We start from the raw sequence: 18,134 nt of genomic DNA on the forward strand, positions 1-18,134 counted from the left end.
CTGTACCACGGCTTCAGCCAAAATTCCAGAACCACTATTTCCGAATCACGAGAGAAAACCAGTTCCCTAAACCGGCTTTTTTAAACTTTTATGCAGTAATAACCGAAAAGCTCCGTACCATATAATTCTGCTTCCCGGCAAAAGGCTTGGCTGTACCCGGTGCGCCGCTTGCCAAGCAGCGTACTTATCGCATTTTCAGGCACACGAATAAGGCATTTTGCGAGCAGAGCGAGCAGAAAATGCCAAAAGCTTCGTGTTTTCGCCTGAAAAAGGCAGTTTTATCAAATAGGGAAAAGTGGAATAGAAAACCAAGCAAATACAAAAAAATTGATCGCCTTAGCATGAAATCAAAAGAAATAGCAAGGATTAGAGATGACAATACCGCGCTCCCTTTACCGCCCTTTCAGCGCCGGCAAACCAATCTGCCGCCAGTTCCAGCGCTTCCATCATTCCGGCTGCCCGCTTTCATTGCTTTCAAACTGCGCCTGATACATTTCCCGGTAATAGCCGCCCCTATCCATCAATTCCTGATGCGTGCCGCTTTCTGCCACCTCTCCATGATGCAGCACAATGATTCGGTCGGCATTTTTAATCGTTGACAGCCGATGAGCAATGACAATACAGGTGCGGGAGCGCATCAGATTCAGCATCGCTTCCTGAATCTGCCTTTCCGTCTGTGTATCGACATTAGAAGTTGCTTCATCCAATATCAGCATCGGGGCGTCCAAAAGCATCGCCCGGGCAATGGTCAAAAGCTGCTTCTGTCCCTTGGAAATGCTGCTGCCTCCGTCTTTTAAAACCGTATCATAGCCCTGCGGCAGGGATTCAATAAAATTGTCAATCTTCGCCGCTCTGGCCGCGGCCTTGACTTCTTCCAAGCTGGCGTCTGCCCGCCCGTAAGCGAGGTTTTCGTAAACCGTCCCGGAAAACAGCCAAGTGTCCTGCAAGACCATAGAAAACGCCTGACGCAGGCTGCGCCGGGAAATCCGGCACAGTTCCTTGCCGTCAATCGTAATACTGCCTGAATTCACATCATAAAAGCGCATCAATAAATTGATAATCGTTGTTTTCCCGGAACCGGTCTGGCCGACAATGGCAATCGTCTGCCCCGCTCCGGCAGTTAAGTCAACCTGCTTCAGCACCGGCTGACTGTCGTATCCAAAATCCACTTTTTGCAGCTGGATCTCGCCGGCCGTTACCACCAGCTCCTCGGCATCTGCACTGTCCGGCGTTTCCGTTGGCTCATCCAACAGACGGAACAGGCGCTCGGCCGCCGCCAAAGCCGACTGTAAATCAGCAATGATATTAGCCAACTCGTTAATCGGCCCGGAAAACTTACGGGAATACAGAACAAAGGACGACACGCTGCCCAGAGAAATACCGCCGCTCATATACAGCATTGCTCCAAACATACTAATCAGCGCCAGTGAAATATTATTGATAAAGCTGACTGACGGCCCGGTTGAGCTGGAGTAGCTTTCTGCTTCATAATTGGCGGCGCAGGCCTGTTGATTTAATTTCTCAAACTCCGAAATAAAATACTCCTCCCGGTGATAGGCTTTAATCGTCTTGGTGCCGGTTACGATTTCTTCGACAAAACCATTCATATCACCTAATTTTTGCGAACGCCGCCGGTATTTGGGGCGAACTCGGCGCGACCGGTAATTCGTATAAATAAAGGACATCGGAATCGTTACCGTAAACACCAGCACCAGCCGCGGCGAAATCGTCAGCATCATCACCAGTGAACCGGCCACCGTTACCATACTGGCCACAATCTGCACAAAATCACCGGACAGCGACGTATTAATCACATCAATATCATAGGACATCGTACTTAAAATATCGCCCGCCAAATGCCGGTCATAAAAACTAACCGGCAGCTGCAGCAAATGTTCAAACACATCCTTGCGCATTTGATACACGATGTTCCGGCTGATATGAACCATCAGTGCCGCTAAAATATAGTTCAGTACCGCTGCCGTCAAATAAAACAGCAGCATCCAGCCGGCATAATAAAATACCCGTGGGAAATTAACCCGACCGCTGACCGTACCAATCGCGTCAATCGCCTGTCCGGACAACTTTGGCCCCAGCAGGGCCAAAAGGTTGCTGGCAATCGTCAAGCCGATGGCCAGCGCCAGAAGCCACCTATACTGCGCCAAGTAGTGCCACAGCCGTTTTAAAATCATACTTTTTGCTTGGCTGGGTTTTTCAAAAGAAGTCGCCTCTCTCTTCATTTACTCTTCCCCCATTTGAATCGCCGCCGCTTCCCGATAATAGGCACAGCTTTTCATCAACTGACTGTGACTGCCTTGGCCGATCACCCGGCCATCCTGCAAAACTAAAATTTGGTCAGCATGTTTAATCGAACTGATCCGCTGCGCCACAATAATCTTGGTCGCTGCCGCAAAATGCTCCGCCAGAGCCGAGCGCAGGCAGGCATCGGTCTTAAAATCAAGTGCTGAGGAACTATCATCCAGCAGCAAAATCGGCGGTTTCGCCGCCAGTGCCCGCGCCAGCAGCAGTCTTTGTTTTTGCCCGCCGCTGATATCATGGCCTCTGGCCGCGATTTCATAGGCCAGCCCGCCTTCTTTTTCCCGGATAAAATCCGCCTGTGCCGTCTGCAGCGCCAGCTGCAAATCTTCTTCCTTCAGCCGGCGGCCTAAACTGATATTATCTTTCATCGCCGCAGCATACAAAAAATCATTTTGCAGCACCGTTCCGAACCGGGCATATAATTCCTGCGCCGGCATTGCCTGAATATCCCGGCCGTCCAGCCGAATACAACCACTATCCGGCACATAAAAACGCAAAAGAAGCCGGAGCAATGTACTTTTTCCGCTCCCGGTCGGCCCGATAATCCCCAGCGTCTGTCCCGGCTCTATGACAAAGCTAATCTCCGTTAAATTATTCCGAACCTTATCATACGAAAAGCTAACCGCTTCAAACACAATCTGCCCACTTTCCCCCGGCCGGTCATCGGCCGCCGGCATCGGAATTTCCTCGGCCGCTAACACCTCGGCAATCCGCCGGGCGCTGGCCGCTCCCTTAGAATACATGGTAAACAACCGAGAGACTGCCATCAGTGCAATTAAAATCAAAGTAAAATAACTTAAAAAAGCAATTATCGTTCCGGTTTGGGTCAAGCCCCGGTTCACCCGAAAGGCGCCGACCACGACCACTAAAGTAAGCCCTGCATTCAGCAAAAAGTTCATGACCGGGCCGGTAATATTCATCAGCAGCGTTGCCTGTTTTTCGGTTTGGACAACTTCCTTATTGATTTTATCAAAACAGCTTTTCTCATATTCATCCTTAGACAGCGCCTTAATTACCCGAATTCCGGCCATACTCTCCTGTGCCCGCCGAATCAGGCCGTCCAGCGCCTCCTGTGTTTTTTCATAGCGCCTGGTTCCCCGCCGGGAAACCTGCCAAACCACAGTCGCTAAAATCGGCAAAATAGCCAAAAGTATCAGGGTCAAAACCGGCTCAATCACCATCGTAATCGCCACGCCGCCAAACAACATAATCGGCGCTCGGACACCCATGCGCTGCATTCGGTCAAGCATCCGGTAAACATTATAAGTATCACTGGTTATGCGGGAAATCAAAGACGGCTCGGTCAGTTCATCCGCCTGCCGGCAGGACAGCTTTAATACCTTGCTGAACAGATCCTGCCGCAGCCGGTAAATAATATCTCTGGCAGTTTTTGTCGCCAGCCGGTTAGCGGTCACATTGGCTGCCAGCGCAAGCCCCGAACAAAGCAGCATCAAAAGCCCCAGCCGCCGGGTCATATCCCAGTCCCCGGCCGGTGCGTACCTATTTAAAATGATCGCCAAAATCCACGGCAGTAAAAGCTCAATCACTGTGCCGATAAACTTAATGCCAAAGCCAAGGCCTATCATTTTTATTTTTGGTTTGATATAAGTCCAAAGCGTTTTCACCGCATTTTCCTTTCCTGCTGCGACTTAGCAATCTGCCGCTATTTTAAAACTTTTAATTTCACTATACTCTTTTTCCCAAAAGCTGTCAATCCTGTCGACATTTCTCCGCTGCTGCCAGTTTTCCTTCCCATCGGATGAAAACCGCAGTTCTTTATGCCATCTCTGCAGCCTTTTTTCACTTTAGCCTTTCTTTGCGGAAATAACCTTTCCACTTTACCCCTCCACTTTTGGCGGGACAAAATTTACTTGCTTTTTTCCCCGATTTACAGTAAAATAAAATTGGGAGCGGATGTCGACACATCCGTTCTGTTATGCTTCATAGAAATAATGCAAAAGAGGAGGAAAGTATGAAGAAATTTTTAAACTTTGAAACTTTAATCACTCCGGCTATTATTAAGATTTTATATCCGGTACTGGTGATTTTATTCGCCATTCGCTACTTTTGGCAAATGATTGCCGGACTACTGGCCTTTGCTTTCGGCGGTCTCAGTACTTCTTTTACCGCGCTGGCCAGCTTTATTGCTATGCCCTTTGTACTTCGGATTGCATTTGAACTGGTTCTGGTCCTGTTCCGTATTTATGAGTACACCTTTAAACTAGCCAATCCCGACCAGGAACTGACCGGCGTATTAAACAGTACAGACGAACTGAAAAAAGAAGTGAACGCTGGCCGCCCGCAGCAGCCGAACTTCCAGCAGCAGCCCGGCTATAATTACGGGCAAAATCCGTATCCGCCGCAGCAACCCGGATATCCGCAGCCCGGCCCGAATCAACCGGGTTACCCCAATCAGGGAAATCAGGGACAGCCAAATCCTTATCCTAATCAGGGCTTTGCTCCGCAACAGCAGGCTCCGCAGCAACAAGCGCCGCAAGCACAGCCGCAGCAGCCACAACCCGCTGCTCCAAATGCTCCGGCAAATCCCAATAATCCGCAGTAATAAGTTTATTTTACCCATTGGTCGGGTTTTGAAAAACCGGTTTATTGATTTTCTGAACCAAACTAAAAGTCAGGAGCTGTGAAGAAACGAGATTCCATTTCTTCACAGCTCCTTTTAGCTTGCAGTTCAAATTTCCCTTAATCGAAAGCTTCGTTTTCTGCCCGGGCGGGCGGCCTACCCTGATCGAAGCGCTTCGGCTTCTGCCCGGGCGGGCGTTCTGCCTAAAAAAGGATGTTATAGTTTGGCAGAACATGGGAAAATTGAGCTTATACCTGTTTACTTATACGGATTGGTCCCGAACTTATCGGCAACAATCGCAATCTGTTCATCCGTCAAAAGGTTGGGTTTGCCCATACTTTTGGTAATGCAGACGAGCTTGGCGACAAACTCTAAATGCTCGGCAATGGCAAACGCCCGCTCTAAGCTTGGACCGGCGGTCAGCACGCCATGATTCCCCAACAGGCAGGCGCCGTTATCACCCATCGCTTCCAGCGCATACTGTGCCAGCTCCGGCGTACCATAAGTTGCGTACTTTGAGCATTTTGCCCCTCTTCCGGCAATGGCCAGCATATAATGTACCGGCTCAAGATCCCAGCCCATGCAGGCAATCGCCGTGCAGTAAATCGAATGGGTATGGACGATCGCGTTCACATCCGGCCGATTCCGATAAACCAACAAATGCATATTGATCTCGGTAGACGGACGGCGAATCCCATCTTTAATATTGCCGTCCAAATCCATGATAACCACATCCTCCGGCCGGATATCGGCATAGTCCATACTGCTTGGCGTCAGCGCCACCAGCCCCTGCTCGCGGTCATAAATACTGATATTACCGCCGCTGCCGGTAGTCAGCCCCCGCTCAATCATCCGTTTACCGTATTCAACAATATCTTTTCTTTCTCTTTCCAATAACATAATTCTACTCCTTATCCATAGAAAATCATTTATTCTCTTATTGCTTCACTGTTCTCTTTTGTCTTTTCCGGCTGAAAACAATCAAAGCCAGAATCGTGGAAATATACGGAACCGATTGGGTCAGCTGGGCCGGAATTCGGTTTTGCATAATGGAAGCAAAGGTATCGCAAAAACCAAAAAACATACTGGCAATCACGATTAGAACCGGATTATTCTGCCCCAGGTTACAAGCCGCCATGCCGATAAAACCGCGGCCGGCCGTCATATTTTCCGTAAACAGCGTAACCTGCCCCATACTGAGCGCCACGCCGCCGAAGCCGCATAAGCAGCCAGAAACAATGACTGAAATAATCCGCAGCCGCAGCGCCGAAATACCCATCGACTCGGCTGCTTCCCGCTTCACGCCGACCGACAGCATATGATAACCACTGACGGTTTTAAACAAATAAATGAACATCACGACGGCAATTCCATACGCCAAATAATCCAGCAAAGACAAATTGCCAAACAGCGTGGACAAATACGGAATCTGGCTGATAACCGGCAATTTTACCTTGTGAAGCGGAATCAGTGCCGGATTTTTAAAACTGCCCTTGACCCCAAATATCACAAACAGCAAAATAGAAGTCAGCGCTCCCACTAAGAGATTGACCGACGTCCCGATAACGATATCGGCCGCATTAAAGCGCACCTGTAAGACTGCCACCAGCACACCGACCAATCCGCCGGCCACTACCGCCGCCAGCACCGCCAGCACTGTACTGTGGGTAAGCCAGTTGACTGCTATTCCTACAAAGGAACCAATCAGCATCTGACCTTCCAGCGCGACATTAAATACGCCCGCCCGAGTGCAGATGGCGCTGGCCAAAGCCGCCATCATAATCGGCGTGGTCGAACGCAGCGCGGAATTGACCACCGTTAAAATAAAGTTTAAGTCCATGAACCATCACCTGCCTTTTTGGAAGCAGCCAGCGCTTTGCGCTTGCGTTTTTTTCGAAAATCTGCAAATAAATGCACCGATACAAAGAGCATAATCGTTGACTGAATCAGCGTTGCCACCTGTACCGGGATTCCGGTCGACAACTGAATGTTTTGGCCGCCAACCTGCATGCCCGCTAAAAAAATGGAAGTAAAGAAAGCACCCACCGGATGAAGGGCAGAAATAAGTCCCGCCATCAGCCCCGTCCAGGCATAGCTGGTCGACGTAAACATGCTTTCGGCAAAGCGGAACTTAATGCCAAAAATCTCCAACATTCCAGCCATCGCCGCAATCGCCCCGCTCAATGCCATGGTCGCATACATCACACGTCCCTTATTCACACCGCCATACTGCGCAAAGACCGGATTCAGGCCGGTCATTTTCGACTCATAGCCAAACTTTGTTTTGGAAATAACAAACATCAGTGCTATGACCAAACCAATGACCAAAAAAAAGCCTAAATTGAAGGGCTTATCCGGTAAAATCCGAGGCAGATGCATGGCTGCCGGTATTTCCTTCGTTTGAATGGCATAGCTGTTAGCCGTATCCCGCAGCGGAAAATTAATAAAGTATGAAGTAATATAAGTGGCAATATAGTTCATCATCAAAGTGGAAATGACAATTGACACATTAAACTTATCGTAAATAAAGGCAGCAAACATGGCATAGAGCGCACCAGCCGCCATACCGCAGGCGGCAGCAACAATCACTACCAAAAAGGTAGGGCCCGGCATATAGACCGCTACCAAAGTTCCGGCAAAAGCGCCGAATGTCATTTGCCCCTCTACGCCGAGATTGATATAACCGGCCCGCCAAGCCGCCACAATCGCCAGCGAACAGGCAATGATCGGCACACTCCTGGTCAGCGACTGCAAAAGATAATGCAGCGTAAAAAAAGATTTTTGAAACATGGTAATATAAATGGACACCGGATTATATCCGACAACCACAATCACGCCCGCACCGACCAAAAGCCCTAAAACAATGGCCAACAACGGCTGCCACAGGACGTTTTTTAAGTAGACAATCATTTTTTTTATTTCAGCCATCCAGGGTTCCTCCCATCATTAAAATTCCGACCTTATCCGGCGCCGCTTCCGCTCTGGTCAGTTCGCCGTTGATCCGGCCGTCATACATCACATACACGCGGTCGGAGAGCTTTAAAAGTTCCGACAAATCAGAAGAAACCAACAGAATTGCCTCGCCCGCCGCCCGCTGTGCCAGTACCTGATTATGGATGAACTCCATAGCGCCGATATCAACGCCCCGGGTTGGCTCGGAAATAATCAAAAGATTGGCATTATGACTGATTTCCCGTGCCACGATCAGCTTCTGCAAATTACCGCCTGACAGCTCGCCCGCCGCCTGCTGCTGGGAAGAATATTTAACATCATATTGCTTCAGCAAATCACCGAAGCATTCCGCCATGGTTTTGTGCTGCAAAATGCCGCCGCGGTTAAAACAGGCTTCGTTTTGATGTGCCATCAACATGGTTTCGCTTAAAGAAGCTTTTAAAGCGCAGCCCATGGTATTGCGATCCTCCGGCACATACGCACAGCCAGCCTCGCGAATAGTGCGAACGTCAAGTCCCTGAATTTCCCGGCCGGATAAGCGAATCCGTCCGCTGTCGGCGCAAGTCAATCCGACAATGGCATGCAAAAGTTCCGTCTGCCCGTTACCGGACACCCCGGCAATGCCGACAATCTCGCCCGCGCTGACATGCAGGCTGCAATCTTTCAAAATCGGCTTGCCCGCTTCGCCGTTCATGACCAGGTGTTCTACTTCCAGCACCCTTTCTCCGATTTCGGCCGGTGAAATCTGCGTTTCTGCAATCTCCCGGCCAACCATCATGGCCGACAGCTCTTTGACACTGGTTTCAGCCGTTTTGACCGTAGCAATGTGCCGTCCGCCGCGCATCACCACGCAGCGGTCACTGACCGCCATGACTTCATTTAATTTATGCGTAATCAAAATAATGCTTTTGCCCATTTTAGCCAAATGTCGGAGTGTATCCAAAAGCCCTTCCACTTCCTGCGGCGTCAGCACCGCCGAAGGCTCGTCAAAAATAATAATATCGGCACTTTGATAGAGCACCTTCAGAATTTCGCAGCGCTGCTGCAGACCAACCGGACAGTCGTGCACCAGTAAATCCGGATCAATCGCCAGACCATAGCGCTTACTCAGCGTCGCCACCTCTTCCCGAGCCTTTTTTCGGTCAAAAAACAAACGTGACCGCCGGGGTTCATTGCCAAAAACAACATTTTCCGCCACAGTAAAGGGCGGCAGCAGCATAAAGTTTTGCTGTACCATGCCGATTCCGTTTTTCATAGCATCCTGCGGCGTTTTAAAAACCTTTTTTTCACCGCGCAGGATAATTTCCCCGGCCGTCGGCTGCTCCAGGCCGTATAAGATTTTCATAATAGTTGATTTGCCGGCACCGTTCTCGCCGACAACCGCCAAAATCTCCGATTCAGCCAATTCCAGTCCCATATCGTCATTGGCCAGTACGCCATTACCGTATATCTTAGTGATATGCTTCATTTCCAGTAACAGTTCCAATCACCTCAATCCCTTGTCATGCCGTTACAGGCAGCAAACGGCAGAAGAATACTGTTAAAACCTTATTCTTCTGCCGCGTCTGCCGTTTTGCTTACCTATCGTTTCCTATTTACCGTACTCTTCTTCGGTCGGGAAATTCCTCATGTCCAGCTTGCCGGTCCGGATGTCTTCCGCTGCCGCTTTGATGGCCTTCAGGGATTCCTCGCTGATTTTATCGCTCATCGGATTCTTGCTGTCGTGCGTGATGTAAACCGCGCCAATCGTACCCTCGGCAATACCCCATTCCTCGTTATCAGCCGACCACTTATCTTCCATGTATAACTGGCAGACATATTCCAGCGTTGCTTTCGTATCTTTAATCTGACAGCTGACAACATAGGGATTATCCGGTGTGGTCAAATCCACGTCCTGACCGGAAGTACAAAAGCCTTTTTCCAAAGCCGCTTCAAATACACCGCTGTCGCCGCCGGCTGCTGCCGCATTAATGAACCGGGCACCGGCCGCGTATTGCTGCAAAGCGTATTCCTTGGCCTTGGCCGGATCATTGTAGTTACCAGTATAGTTAAAGGTAAAGGTCGCCTCCGGATCAATAGCTTTTACGCCTTCTTGATAGCCGTAGCGCCATTTCCAAGAACCCGGACCCTGATTGACGTGAACTGCACCATACATATGCTCACCCTTATCCATAACCGAAGCCGCAATCATGCCGATCAAATATGCGCCTTCCTGCTCACGGTAAGAAATACATTTAACATTGGCCGCATCAACAGTTGAGTCAACCAAAGCATAGTCGCATTTGTCTGGGAACTCCTGCGCAATCTTATTCAGCGCTTCGCCGCCCTGCCATCCGCCAACGATAATCAGGTCATAGTTTTCTTCAACCAGCGACCGGATCGCGTCTTCGTAAGCAGCGCTGTCGGCACATTCGGCTACCGTCTTTTCAAAACCGTACTTTTCGGCCGCCGCGTTTAAGCCGTCAATCATGCTCAGCACAAAAACCTGTGTACCGGCCACGTCACAAACCAGCGCGATTTTCTTTTTGGCCGCATCGGTCTGTGTTTCTTTGCCGGAAGCCTCCTTGGATGTGTCCTTGGCTGTGTCCTTGGCTGAATTATCAGCCGGAGCCTTTGCCGCCTCGCCGCAGCCTACTAACAGCAGCAGTGCTAATACCAGTGCAATTAACTTTTTCATAAAAATTTCCTCCTTTTATTTGGTTACAGTTCAGACAAGCAGGTATTTCGGAACGATAGGACAGAAGAGCTTGCTCCTTATTGTCCTATCGTTCCGAAATACCTATTTGCTTAACGCTTTCACATGTCATTCGCTTTCTGTGAATGACAAGTGGCTTGTCTGAACTATAGATTTACCTTATTTACTCAACTTTCCCCTGATCGAAGTGCTTCGCACTTCTGCCCGGGTGGGCGGTCTGCCTAAAAAAGACTGTTCTGACTAACATGGGAAAGTTGAATTATTTATTTTCACAGATTGTGCACAATAGAAAGCATCAATTTTTGAAACTTTCCGGCCGAAAGCTGCGCTGTTTCATCCACTTCCTCGGTGGTCAAGGGAACTCCCAGCACACCGGCTGCCATGTTGCTGATCAGCGACAGCCCCAGCACCTTCATACCGCAGTGAGCCGCTGTCAAAGCTTCCGTCACCGTTGACATACCCACCGCATCGGCACCCAAAATCCGATATGCCTTAATCTCCGCCGGCGTTTCAAACTGCGGGCCGGGTGCGTAAACATAAACACCCTCGCGCAAAGCAACCCCACATTCCTTCGCCGCCTGCCGGGCTACCTCCTGCAAGGCCTTGGTATACATATCACTGACATCAAAGAAGCGCGGCCCCAACTCTTTCACATTCGGTCCGCGCAAGGGGCTCGCACCCATCAGCTTGATATGATCGCGAATCAGCATAATATCGCCGGCACAAAAATCTTCATTAATTCCGCCGGCGGCATTGGTCAAAATAATTGTTTCCACACCCAGCAGCTTAAAGACCCGCACCGGAATAACCAATTGCTCAAAATCATAGCCCTCATAATAGTGGAAACGGCCGGACATACAAACCACTTCCCGCCCAGCTAATTTGCCGAATATCAATTTTCCGGCATGGGACTCAACCGTAGACAACAGGAAGTTCGGGATATCCTGATAGTCAATCACCACCTGCTCCTCAATTAAATCGGATAAGTCGCCCAGGCAGCTTCCCAATACAATCGCAACTTTAGGGCGAATCGTCACCTTCGAGCGTAAAAAATCAGCACTCTTCTGAAAAAACTCGACCGTATAAGTTTGTTTCACGCCTTACTCCTTTCTTTTCCTCATTTATCAGACTGCGGACAGCGCCGATCACCGTCCGGATGGAAGCTGCCATATCACGGCTGACTTCCACCGGCAATCCCGCCTTTTCCCTCTCTTTATTCCAAATAACATTCAGCACCGCACCACTGCGCATACCCAATACCTGAGCGGTCACAAACACCGCCGCGCACTCCATTTCGCTGGCAAGCGCCCCGGAGCGGAGCCATGACTCATATTTGGCATTCAGTTCGATATGCACCGGCATTCGGTCGGGGCTATGCTGGCCGTACAAAGAATCCTTGCTTTGCACAACTCCCAGCCAAGTACTGCCTGACTCCCCAAGCGAGGCCTGACGAAGTGCCGCCGTCACCTCAAAATCCGGGACTGCCGGAAATTCCGGGTATACATATTGACCGGTCGTTCCTTCCTGCCGAATCGCTCCGGTCGGAATGATTCGGTCGCCGCTTTTAACCGACAGCTGCATTCCGCCGCAGGTACCAATCCGGATAACCGTATGCACCCCGATCATATTTAATTCCTCAACACAAATCGCCGTTGACGGGCCGCCCATACCGGTAGAAATAACCAATATTTTCTCACCGTCAATCTCACCGGTGTAACTGGTATATTCCCGTTTCGCCGCCAGCGGTTTGGGATTTTGCAAATAACCGGCAATCAACTCAACCCGATCCGGATCGCCCGGCAAGATGGCATAGCGGGCGCCGATGTCCTCGCCGATACCAATACTGGAACTGCCGGCAAATGATATTTTTCCGTTTGTTTCCAATTCCTTTTTCATGGCTCAATTTTCCTCTGTCAAGCTCCGCTTTTCGCACGGAGGCGCACCCGTTCTCCTCTTTTTCAAGAATCCCGCCGCGCCGCTTCATACTTTTTGCCAAGCCACTGGCAAGTACCGATTGCTCCCCTTTTCCGGGATATCAATCTTATTTTACGGCGTAGTGTCAATCGCTTTTTCCTTAAAATAAGATGCCAAATCATAAGGTGAAAAGATTCCTTTTTGCGTTACCACACCGTTGCACAGCTTCGGCGGGACAATATCAAAAGCCGGATAATAAGCTTTTACTCCCTGTTCAACTACGCGCACACCCATCCAGTCTGTCACCTGCGAGTGATCGCGTTCTTCAATCGTTACGGTGTCAATCGTCGGATGGCTCTGATTGGGCGAGCCGGTTACAAAATACGGTACGCCCCAGTATTGTGCGGCTAACGCTACCTGAAAGGTTCCGACCTTATTGACGACATAGCCGTCCATCGTAATCACATCCGCAGCCGATGTAAAGATATCAACCTTTTCCCGGTTAATAATATAACCCGGCATATTGTCGGTAATGACATGGACGTCAAATCCCATATCGGCAATAACACTAGCCGTCAGGCGTGCTCCCTGCAAATACGGCCGGGTTTCCGGGCAAATAAAGCGCGGCGTTTTGCCGACTCGCCGGCACTCATTCAACATTGTACCAATAATCGTTTCGGCAAAGCACATCGTCATAACTGTTCCGTTTTGCGGAATTTGCGTTACCAAATGGCGGGCAACGTCAACATAGACGGAATAACGCTTTTGCAGTTCATTATAGGCAAAGTCAAACATAGCCTTTTCAGCGCTTTTGCCTTCTTCTAACGCCTGCTTGGCCAGTTCCAGACTGGCGCTGGTGATCGCCGCCATTTTGGCCGCCGTCGTCGGTCTGGCATGCGAAAGGACATAGGCCGCTTTTTCTAAATATTCAATCTGTGCCGCTTCCGGCAAATCTTTACATTCATAGCCGGCCAGCGCCATGCCCATTGCCGCCGCCGTGTACGGCCCGCCGCTTTGCGTCACCATATCGGCAATCGCCTGTGCGACTTCGGTGTAGGTTTTGCAGGTTACAAACTTTTTTTGATAGGGATACACCCGACGGTCTAAGATTTTAACCGCGCCGTCTTCATACCAGGCGACATTTTCATAGCGCAGCAGCGTACCCATGCCTTTGTCTTGTCTGTCCATTTTTTCACACCTTTCCTTTGTTATTCCTCATATTCAAGCGGTTCCACCGGATTCTCCGGATATACGACATTCTCCGGATAGTAGACCTTAATATTTTTTTCGTTTAAAAACTCCATCCATCTGGCCGATAAAGGCTGATCGGTGATCACCGCATTAAAATTAGCAAAATCTGTGATTTTATACAATGCAGTATTGCCGAACTTCGTATGATCCGCTATCAAATAACGTTTGTAACAATTTTGCACCGCCGCCGCCCGCACCTCAGCAATCTGCTCATTGGAATCCATAATCCCATAGCGCATCGAAATACTGCGGCAGGAAATAAAACCTTTGCGGGCATAAAAACCGTTCATGTTTTCAATCGCGGTCTTACCGCCGAAACACATATTAACGGTATCTAAAGTCCCGCCCAATGAAATAATGCGGATATTGCGATAATTAGAAAGAAAGCTGATAATCAGAAGCGACGGTGTAATCACCGTCACCGGCAGCCGGGTGATTCGTCTGGCAATCTCCAGGGATGTGGTTGAGCCGTCCAAAAAGATGGTGTCGTCCGGCTGGATAAAGCCGGCGCTGAGAATCGCAATCTGCTCCTTATTCGGCAGCAAAATTGCCTTGCGCACCTGTACGCTGACATCGCTTTCGGTCGATCCCTCCAGATAAGCCCCGCCATAGGTCCGCTTCAAAATACCGTTTTCCTCCAAAATTTTAAAATCACGCCGAATCGTTTCACCGCTGACTTTCAGCTTTTGGCTCAATTCATCGACCGATACAAACTTTTTCAGTGTCAGCTGATGCGTAATATAATCAAGACGATTGATCGGTGCCATAGAGTCCCCCGGTAAATGTTGAATCTTGTTGAATGCAAATCATTACATTCAATATATCTCAAATTTTTATTGATTTCAATTGACGGAAATGACAAGTTTTTCTCTGTATTTTCGTCATTTTTATAAAACTATCCAAAAATCGTGTTTTTGTTCTAAACAATTGTGGCTCTTGCCACAAGAAATGTTGACAAAAACAAGAGCCGATACTATACTATAAATAATCTGCGACTGCGTTTTTGCCGGTACAAGGCGATACTCAGCTTTGCTTACAAATCTGTCAACCGCCCAAAATATAAGGAGGTATTTTATGGCTGAAGAAAAAATGTTATATCCATGCATCCATGTCGGTGACGGCGAGATTGCTCCGCGCGTTCTGGTCTGCGGCGACCCGGCACGTGCCGAATGGATTGGTTCCTTACTGGAAAACAGCCGGTGCCTGGCTAAAAACCGCGAGTATTGGACCTATTCGGGAACACATAAAGGCGTTCCGGTAACCGTTACTTCCCATGGCGTGGGCGAAGGCGGCGCAGTTATTGCCTTTGAAAGCCTATGGCGGGCCGGCGCCAAAGCCATTATCCGTGTCGGAACCTGCGGCGGAATGCAGCCAAACATCGGAACAGCCAGTTTAGTGGTTGCCACTGCCGCCTGTCGCGAGGACGGCGTCACCGATAAGATGATTCCGCCTTCTTATCCCGCCGTGGCTGACGGTGAAGTTGTTGCCGCTTTGCTGACCGCCGCCGCTGAACATCAAACCCCCGTCCACAAGGGCATTGTCTTAACCGGTGCCCTGTTTTATCCGGGGCTTTTGGAATCGACGGTTAAGCTTTATGCCAAAGCCGGCGTGAGCGCATTTGAAAATGAAGTCGCCGGTCTGCTGGTCGTCGCTTCTCTGCACGGAGTGAAGGCCGGCGCCATCCTAACCGTTGACGCTCCAGCCTTTGAGCTGGTCGGTGTAGAAGGCTATCAGCCGGATGAAGCTGCTTTAAAACAGGCACAGACCAAACAGATTGAAATTGCGCTGGATGCTATTATTAACATAGAGATTTAAATTTAAAGATTTTCTCAGAAAGGAGCAGGATATGCTATTTAAAAATATTACCGTCATTGACAAAAATTATCAGGCGGTGGCGCATCAAAATATTTTAGTTGAAGGCAATAAAATTGTTTCGATCGGCAGCGAAATGCCGCAGGGTGAGGTCGGTGAGGTTTACGATGGCACCGGCAAAATTGCCGCTCCCAGTCTATTTAATCTGCACTGCCATGTGCCGATGACTCTGCTGCGCGGTTATGGCGAAGGTCTGCCTCTGCAAAACTGGCTGTTTGACAAAATGTTCCCCTTTGAGGCACTTTTATCGGAAGAAGATATTTATTGGGGCTCGCTCCTTGGAATTGCCGAAATGCTGCGCAGCGGCATCTGCTCGTTCAGTGATATGTATTTCCACATGCCGTCAGTCGCCCGGGCCGTACATGAAAGCGGAATTAAGGCCAATCTGGCACATGGCAGCGCCAGCGGCGGCAAAGCGGATTGCTCTTTTAAAGAAGCGTCCAGCTATAACGGCACCTTAAAGTTACTGGATTATGTAAAGCCGCTGGGGCATGACCGGATCATCGTTGACGCTTCCATCCACGCCGAATACACCTCCGGTCCGATTCTTTGCCGGGAAGTAGCGGATTTTGCCAAAGAACATCAGCTCCGAATGCAGGTACATGTCTCCGAAACAAAAAAAGAACATGAGGACTGTAAGCGGAACCGCGGCATGACGCCGACGGCCTGGTTTTCCGAACTGGGAGTTTTTGATGTTCCGGCTGTCGCCGCTCACTGCGTCTGGGTCGATGAGAATGATATTGCGCTTTTGGCTAAGCATAATGTCACCGTATCGTACAATCCCTCCAGCAATTTAAAACTGGGCAGCGGAATCGCACCGCTGCGGGCACTGCGTCAGGCCGGCATCCGGACAGTATTCGGGACTGACGGCGCTGCCAGCAATAATAATCTGAATATGCTGGAAGAGATTCATTTGGGGGCGATGGTGCAAAAAGGCGCGCAGCAAGATCCCTTATTTTTAAGCACCGCCGATGTTCTGACCATGGCCTGCCGCAACGGCGCTCTGGCGCAGGGGCGGGAAGATTGCGGTGCCCTGAAACCGGGCAATCGGGCAGATATTCTCATCTTTGACACCAACCGGGCCCATATGCAGCCGGTGATTGAACCGCTTTCCAACCTTCTCTACTCCGCCCAAAGCGATGATATCGTGCTGAATATGGTAGATGGTAAGGTACTGTACCGGGACGGCGCTTATCTGACGATTGATATCGAAAAGGTGCTGGCTAATACCAAGCGGATTGTCAATGAGAAATTGACGCAGCTGGAAGGGAAAAAAGTTTTTGAATAAAATATCGAAATAGAATATTAAAAAATCCATCATTCCCGCTTTCCCAAAGACTTTCGGAAGGCGGGAATTTTTTGCAAAAAAATTACTTGACCTGATAGAGTAATTATGTTATACTTCATTTACTCTAACAGATATAGTAGTCAAAGGAGGTGAAGCGATGATTTCAAGCGATATCATGCGTGGATACCATGATATTATTATTTGCTTATTGCTTTCGGCCGGCGATAATTACGGCTATATGATTTCAGATTTAATCAAAAAAAAATCAAAAGAGAAATACCAAATCAAAGAAGCCACTTTATACGCCGCTTTAAACCGGCTGGAAAAAAACGGCTATATCCTCTCTTACGAGGGAACGGAAACCTTTGGCCGGCCCCGGACGTATTACCGTTTATCGACTCTCGGCAAACAGTTTTTAACAGAAAAATCATCCGAATGGAAAGACACGAAAGATATTATCAATGAGTTTTTTAAGGAGACAGACTATGAATAAGATTGTAAATTACGTCAATAACTTATTTTTCGGGCTACCGAAAACCGAAGAGAACGCCCGGTTAAAGGATCAGCTGCTGGACAGCATGCAAAGTAAATATCAGGAATATCTCAATCAGGGACTGGCCGAAGATGTGGCCTTTGGCAAGGTAGCCGCTGAGTTCGGCCAAATGGAAGAACTGATGCCGGATTATGTACCGGCTGAGACTGCTGCCGGGCAGCCTGCCAAAGAACCCTCGCCGCGCTTACAGGCTTATATGAACGAATTTCAAGCCTATCAGAAAAAGTTCAGCCTAATGATTGGCCTCGGTATTTTCTTTTGCGCCTTGGGAATATTTGGTACCAGCTTTTTTGCGGATATCGCCCATAATCCGGAGCTCGCCTCTTTCTTCTTCTTTATACCGGTTTGTATCGGCGTTGCCCTGTTTATTGTCAGCGGCGTGAAATACAGTAATTTAAAACAAATGATTTTGTCTCTCAGCCGGCAGGAAAATTATCAGGCCTACTTTGACTACTTTAAAGATTCCACTCGCCTGTTACACGAAAAACGCCAATCTTACACCGAAGTCGGCGGTTTTTCAGCCATGCACTCGGAGCGTTCTTCCGGCGATGACATGATTGGACGGATTGCCATCTCAATTATGCTGCTGGCCTTAATCGCTTTTCTGATTTTGGGCTTTCTATTTAATCTCTGGCATCCGGGCTGGCTCGTCTTTCCGGTCGGCGGCATTTTCTGCGCAATTCTTTTTATCTTGTTTAATAAATAACTC

At 49.1% G+C, this 18,134-nt stretch carries 16 protein-coding genes; 5 read left to right on the forward strand and 11 right to left on the reverse strand.

Going from position 1 to position 18,134, the window contains the following annotated elements; genetic code table 11:
• Positions 1 to 446: 446 nt before the first annotated feature.
• Positions 447 to 2,240 (reverse strand): ABC transporter, encoded by a 1,794-nt coding sequence (locus C3V36_13005; GenBank protein ID AVM70081.1) that lies wholly within the window; start codon positions 2,238 to 2,240, stop codon positions 447 to 449.
• On the reverse strand, positions 2,241 to 3,944 hold the full coding sequence (locus C3V36_13010; protein ID AVM70082.1) for an ABC transporter ATP-binding protein: 1,704 nt from the start codon (positions 3,942 to 3,944) through the stop codon (positions 2,241 to 2,243).
• Positions 3,945 to 4,255: 311 nt separating this feature from the next.
• Here C3V36_13010 and C3V36_13015 point away from each other — a divergent pair, with 311 nt between their 5' ends.
• Entirely contained in the window at positions 4,256 to 4,882 is a 627-nt protein-coding gene (locus tag C3V36_13015) for a hypothetical protein (GenBank protein ID AVM70083.1), read from the forward strand.
• 276 nt (positions 4,883 to 5,158) lie between these two features.
• Here C3V36_13015 and C3V36_13020 read toward each other — a convergent pair whose 3' ends face one another.
• The 9 genes from C3V36_13020 to C3V36_13060 all read right to left on the reverse strand — a co-directional run bounded on the left by C3V36_13020 (position 5,159) and on the right by C3V36_13060 (position 14,479).
• Positions 5,159 to 5,800, reverse strand: coding sequence for a fuculose phosphate aldolase (locus tag C3V36_13020; protein ID AVM70084.1), 642 nt, complete (start codon positions 5,798 to 5,800; stop codon positions 5,159 to 5,161).
• Between the two features lie 37 nt (positions 5,801 to 5,837).
• On the reverse strand, positions 5,838 to 6,740 hold the full coding sequence (locus C3V36_13025; protein AVM70085.1) for an ABC transporter permease: 903 nt from the start codon (positions 6,738 to 6,740) through the stop codon (positions 5,838 to 5,840).
• Positions 6,731 to 7,828 (reverse strand): ABC transporter permease, encoded by a 1,098-nt coding sequence (locus tag C3V36_13030; GenBank protein ID AVM70086.1) that lies wholly within the window; start codon positions 7,826 to 7,828, stop codon positions 6,731 to 6,733. Before C3V36_13030 ends, C3V36_13025 begins: the two co-directional genes overlap by 10 nt.
• Positions 7,821 to 9,332, reverse strand: coding sequence for an ABC transporter ATP-binding protein (locus C3V36_13035; protein ID AVM70558.1), 1,512 nt, complete (start codon positions 9,330 to 9,332; stop codon positions 7,821 to 7,823). Before C3V36_13035 ends, C3V36_13030 begins: the two co-directional genes overlap by 8 nt.
• 111 nt (positions 9,333 to 9,443) lie before the next feature.
• Positions 9,444 to 10,529 carry a BMP family ABC transporter substrate-binding protein gene (locus C3V36_13040; protein AVM70087.1) on the reverse strand — a complete coding sequence of 362 codons (1,086 nt, stop codon included), beginning with the start codon at positions 10,527 to 10,529 and terminating at the stop codon, positions 9,444 to 9,446.
• A 287-nt stretch (positions 10,530 to 10,816) separates the two neighbouring features.
• On the reverse strand, positions 10,817 to 11,644 hold the full coding sequence (locus C3V36_13045; GenBank protein ID AVM70088.1) for a purine-nucleoside phosphorylase: 828 nt from the start codon (positions 11,642 to 11,644) through the stop codon (positions 10,817 to 10,819).
• Entirely contained in the window at positions 11,601 to 12,443 is an 843-nt protein-coding gene (locus C3V36_13050) for a uridine phosphorylase (protein ID AVM70089.1), read from the reverse strand. The genes C3V36_13045 and C3V36_13050 overlap by 44 nt, the downstream gene beginning before the upstream one ends.
• Before the next feature lie 150 nt (positions 12,444 to 12,593).
• Complete coding sequence (locus tag C3V36_13055; protein ID AVM70090.1) at positions 12,594 to 13,649, reverse strand: S-methyl-5-thioribose-1-phosphate isomerase; 1,056 nt, start codon at positions 13,647 to 13,649, stop codon at positions 12,594 to 12,596.
• 20 nt (positions 13,650 to 13,669) lie between these two features.
• The gene (locus C3V36_13060) at positions 13,670 to 14,479 is read right to left on the reverse strand and encodes a DeoR/GlpR transcriptional regulator (protein AVM70091.1); all 810 of its coding nucleotides are present in this window, start codon (positions 14,477 to 14,479) and stop codon (positions 13,670 to 13,672) included.
• A 307-nt stretch (positions 14,480 to 14,786) separates the two neighbouring features.
• On the opposite strand from C3V36_13060, the gene C3V36_13065 reads away from it, so the two are divergent.
• From C3V36_13065 to C3V36_13080, 4 genes are all read left to right on the forward strand, one after another.
• A complete protein-coding gene (locus tag C3V36_13065) occupies positions 14,787 to 15,527 on the forward strand; it encodes a uridine phosphorylase (GenBank protein AVM70092.1) in 741 nt (246 codons plus the stop codon).
• Between the two features lie 31 nt (positions 15,528 to 15,558).
• Positions 15,559 to 16,872: an amidohydrolase gene (locus tag C3V36_13070; GenBank protein AVM70093.1), complete on the forward strand. Its 1,314-nt coding sequence runs from the start codon at positions 15,559 to 15,561 to the stop codon at positions 16,870 to 16,872.
• 157 nt (positions 16,873 to 17,029) lie between these two features.
• Positions 17,030 to 17,365 carry a PadR family transcriptional regulator gene (locus C3V36_13075; protein AVM70094.1) on the forward strand — a complete coding sequence of 112 codons (336 nt, stop codon included), beginning with the start codon at positions 17,030 to 17,032 and terminating at the stop codon, positions 17,363 to 17,365.
• Positions 17,358 to 18,131, forward strand: a complete 774-nt coding sequence (locus C3V36_13080; protein AVM70095.1) for a hypothetical protein — start codon at positions 17,358 to 17,360, stop codon at positions 18,129 to 18,131. The genes C3V36_13075 and C3V36_13080 overlap by 8 nt, the downstream gene beginning before the upstream one ends.
• Positions 18,132 to 18,134: the final 3 nt, after the last annotated feature.

The sequence above is a fragment of the Lachnospiraceae bacterium oral taxon 500 genome (genome assembly GCA_002999035.1).
GTDB lineage: Bacteria > Bacillota > Clostridia > Lachnospirales > Vallitaleaceae > W11650.

Excerpts from the sequence above, each read along its gene's own strand:
- C3V36_13005 (AVM70081.1), bottom strand. The coding sequence starts at position 2,240 with ATGAAGAGAGAGGCGACTTCTTTTGAAAAACCCAGCCAAGCAAAAAGT.
- C3V36_13015 (AVM70083.1), top strand. The coding sequence starts at position 4,256 with ATGCTTCATAGAAATAATGCAAAAGAGGAGGAAAGTATGAAGAAATTT.
- C3V36_13020 (AVM70084.1), bottom strand. The coding sequence starts at position 5,800 with ATGTTATTGGAAAGAGAAAGAAAAGATATTGTTGAATACGGTAAACGG.
- C3V36_13025 (AVM70085.1), bottom strand. The coding sequence starts at position 6,740 with ATGGACTTAAACTTTATTTTAACGGTGGTCAATTCCGCGCTGCGTTCG.
- C3V36_13030 (AVM70086.1), bottom strand. The coding sequence starts at position 7,828 with ATGGCTGAAATAAAAAAAATGATTGTCTACTTAAAAAACGTCCTGTGG.
- C3V36_13040 (AVM70087.1), bottom strand. The coding sequence starts at position 10,529 with ATGAAAAAGTTAATTGCACTGGTATTAGCACTGCTGCTGTTAGTAGGC.
- C3V36_13050 (AVM70089.1), bottom strand. The coding sequence starts at position 12,443 with ATGAAAAAGGAATTGGAAACAAACGGAAAAATATCATTTGCCGGCAGT.
- C3V36_13055 (AVM70090.1), bottom strand. The coding sequence starts at position 13,649 with ATGGACAGACAAGACAAAGGCATGGGTACGCTGCTGCGCTATGAAAAT.
- C3V36_13060 (AVM70091.1), bottom strand. The coding sequence starts at position 14,479 with ATGGCACCGATCAATCGTCTTGATTATATTACGCATCAGCTGACACTG.
- C3V36_13065 (AVM70092.1), top strand. The coding sequence starts at position 14,787 with ATGGCTGAAGAAAAAATGTTATATCCATGCATCCATGTCGGTGACGGC.
- C3V36_13070 (AVM70093.1), top strand. The coding sequence starts at position 15,559 with ATGCTATTTAAAAATATTACCGTCATTGACAAAAATTATCAGGCGGTG.
- C3V36_13075 (AVM70094.1), top strand. The coding sequence starts at position 17,030 with ATGATTTCAAGCGATATCATGCGTGGATACCATGATATTATTATTTGC.
- C3V36_13080 (AVM70095.1), top strand. The coding sequence starts at position 17,358 with ATGAATAAGATTGTAAATTACGTCAATAACTTATTTTTCGGGCTACCG.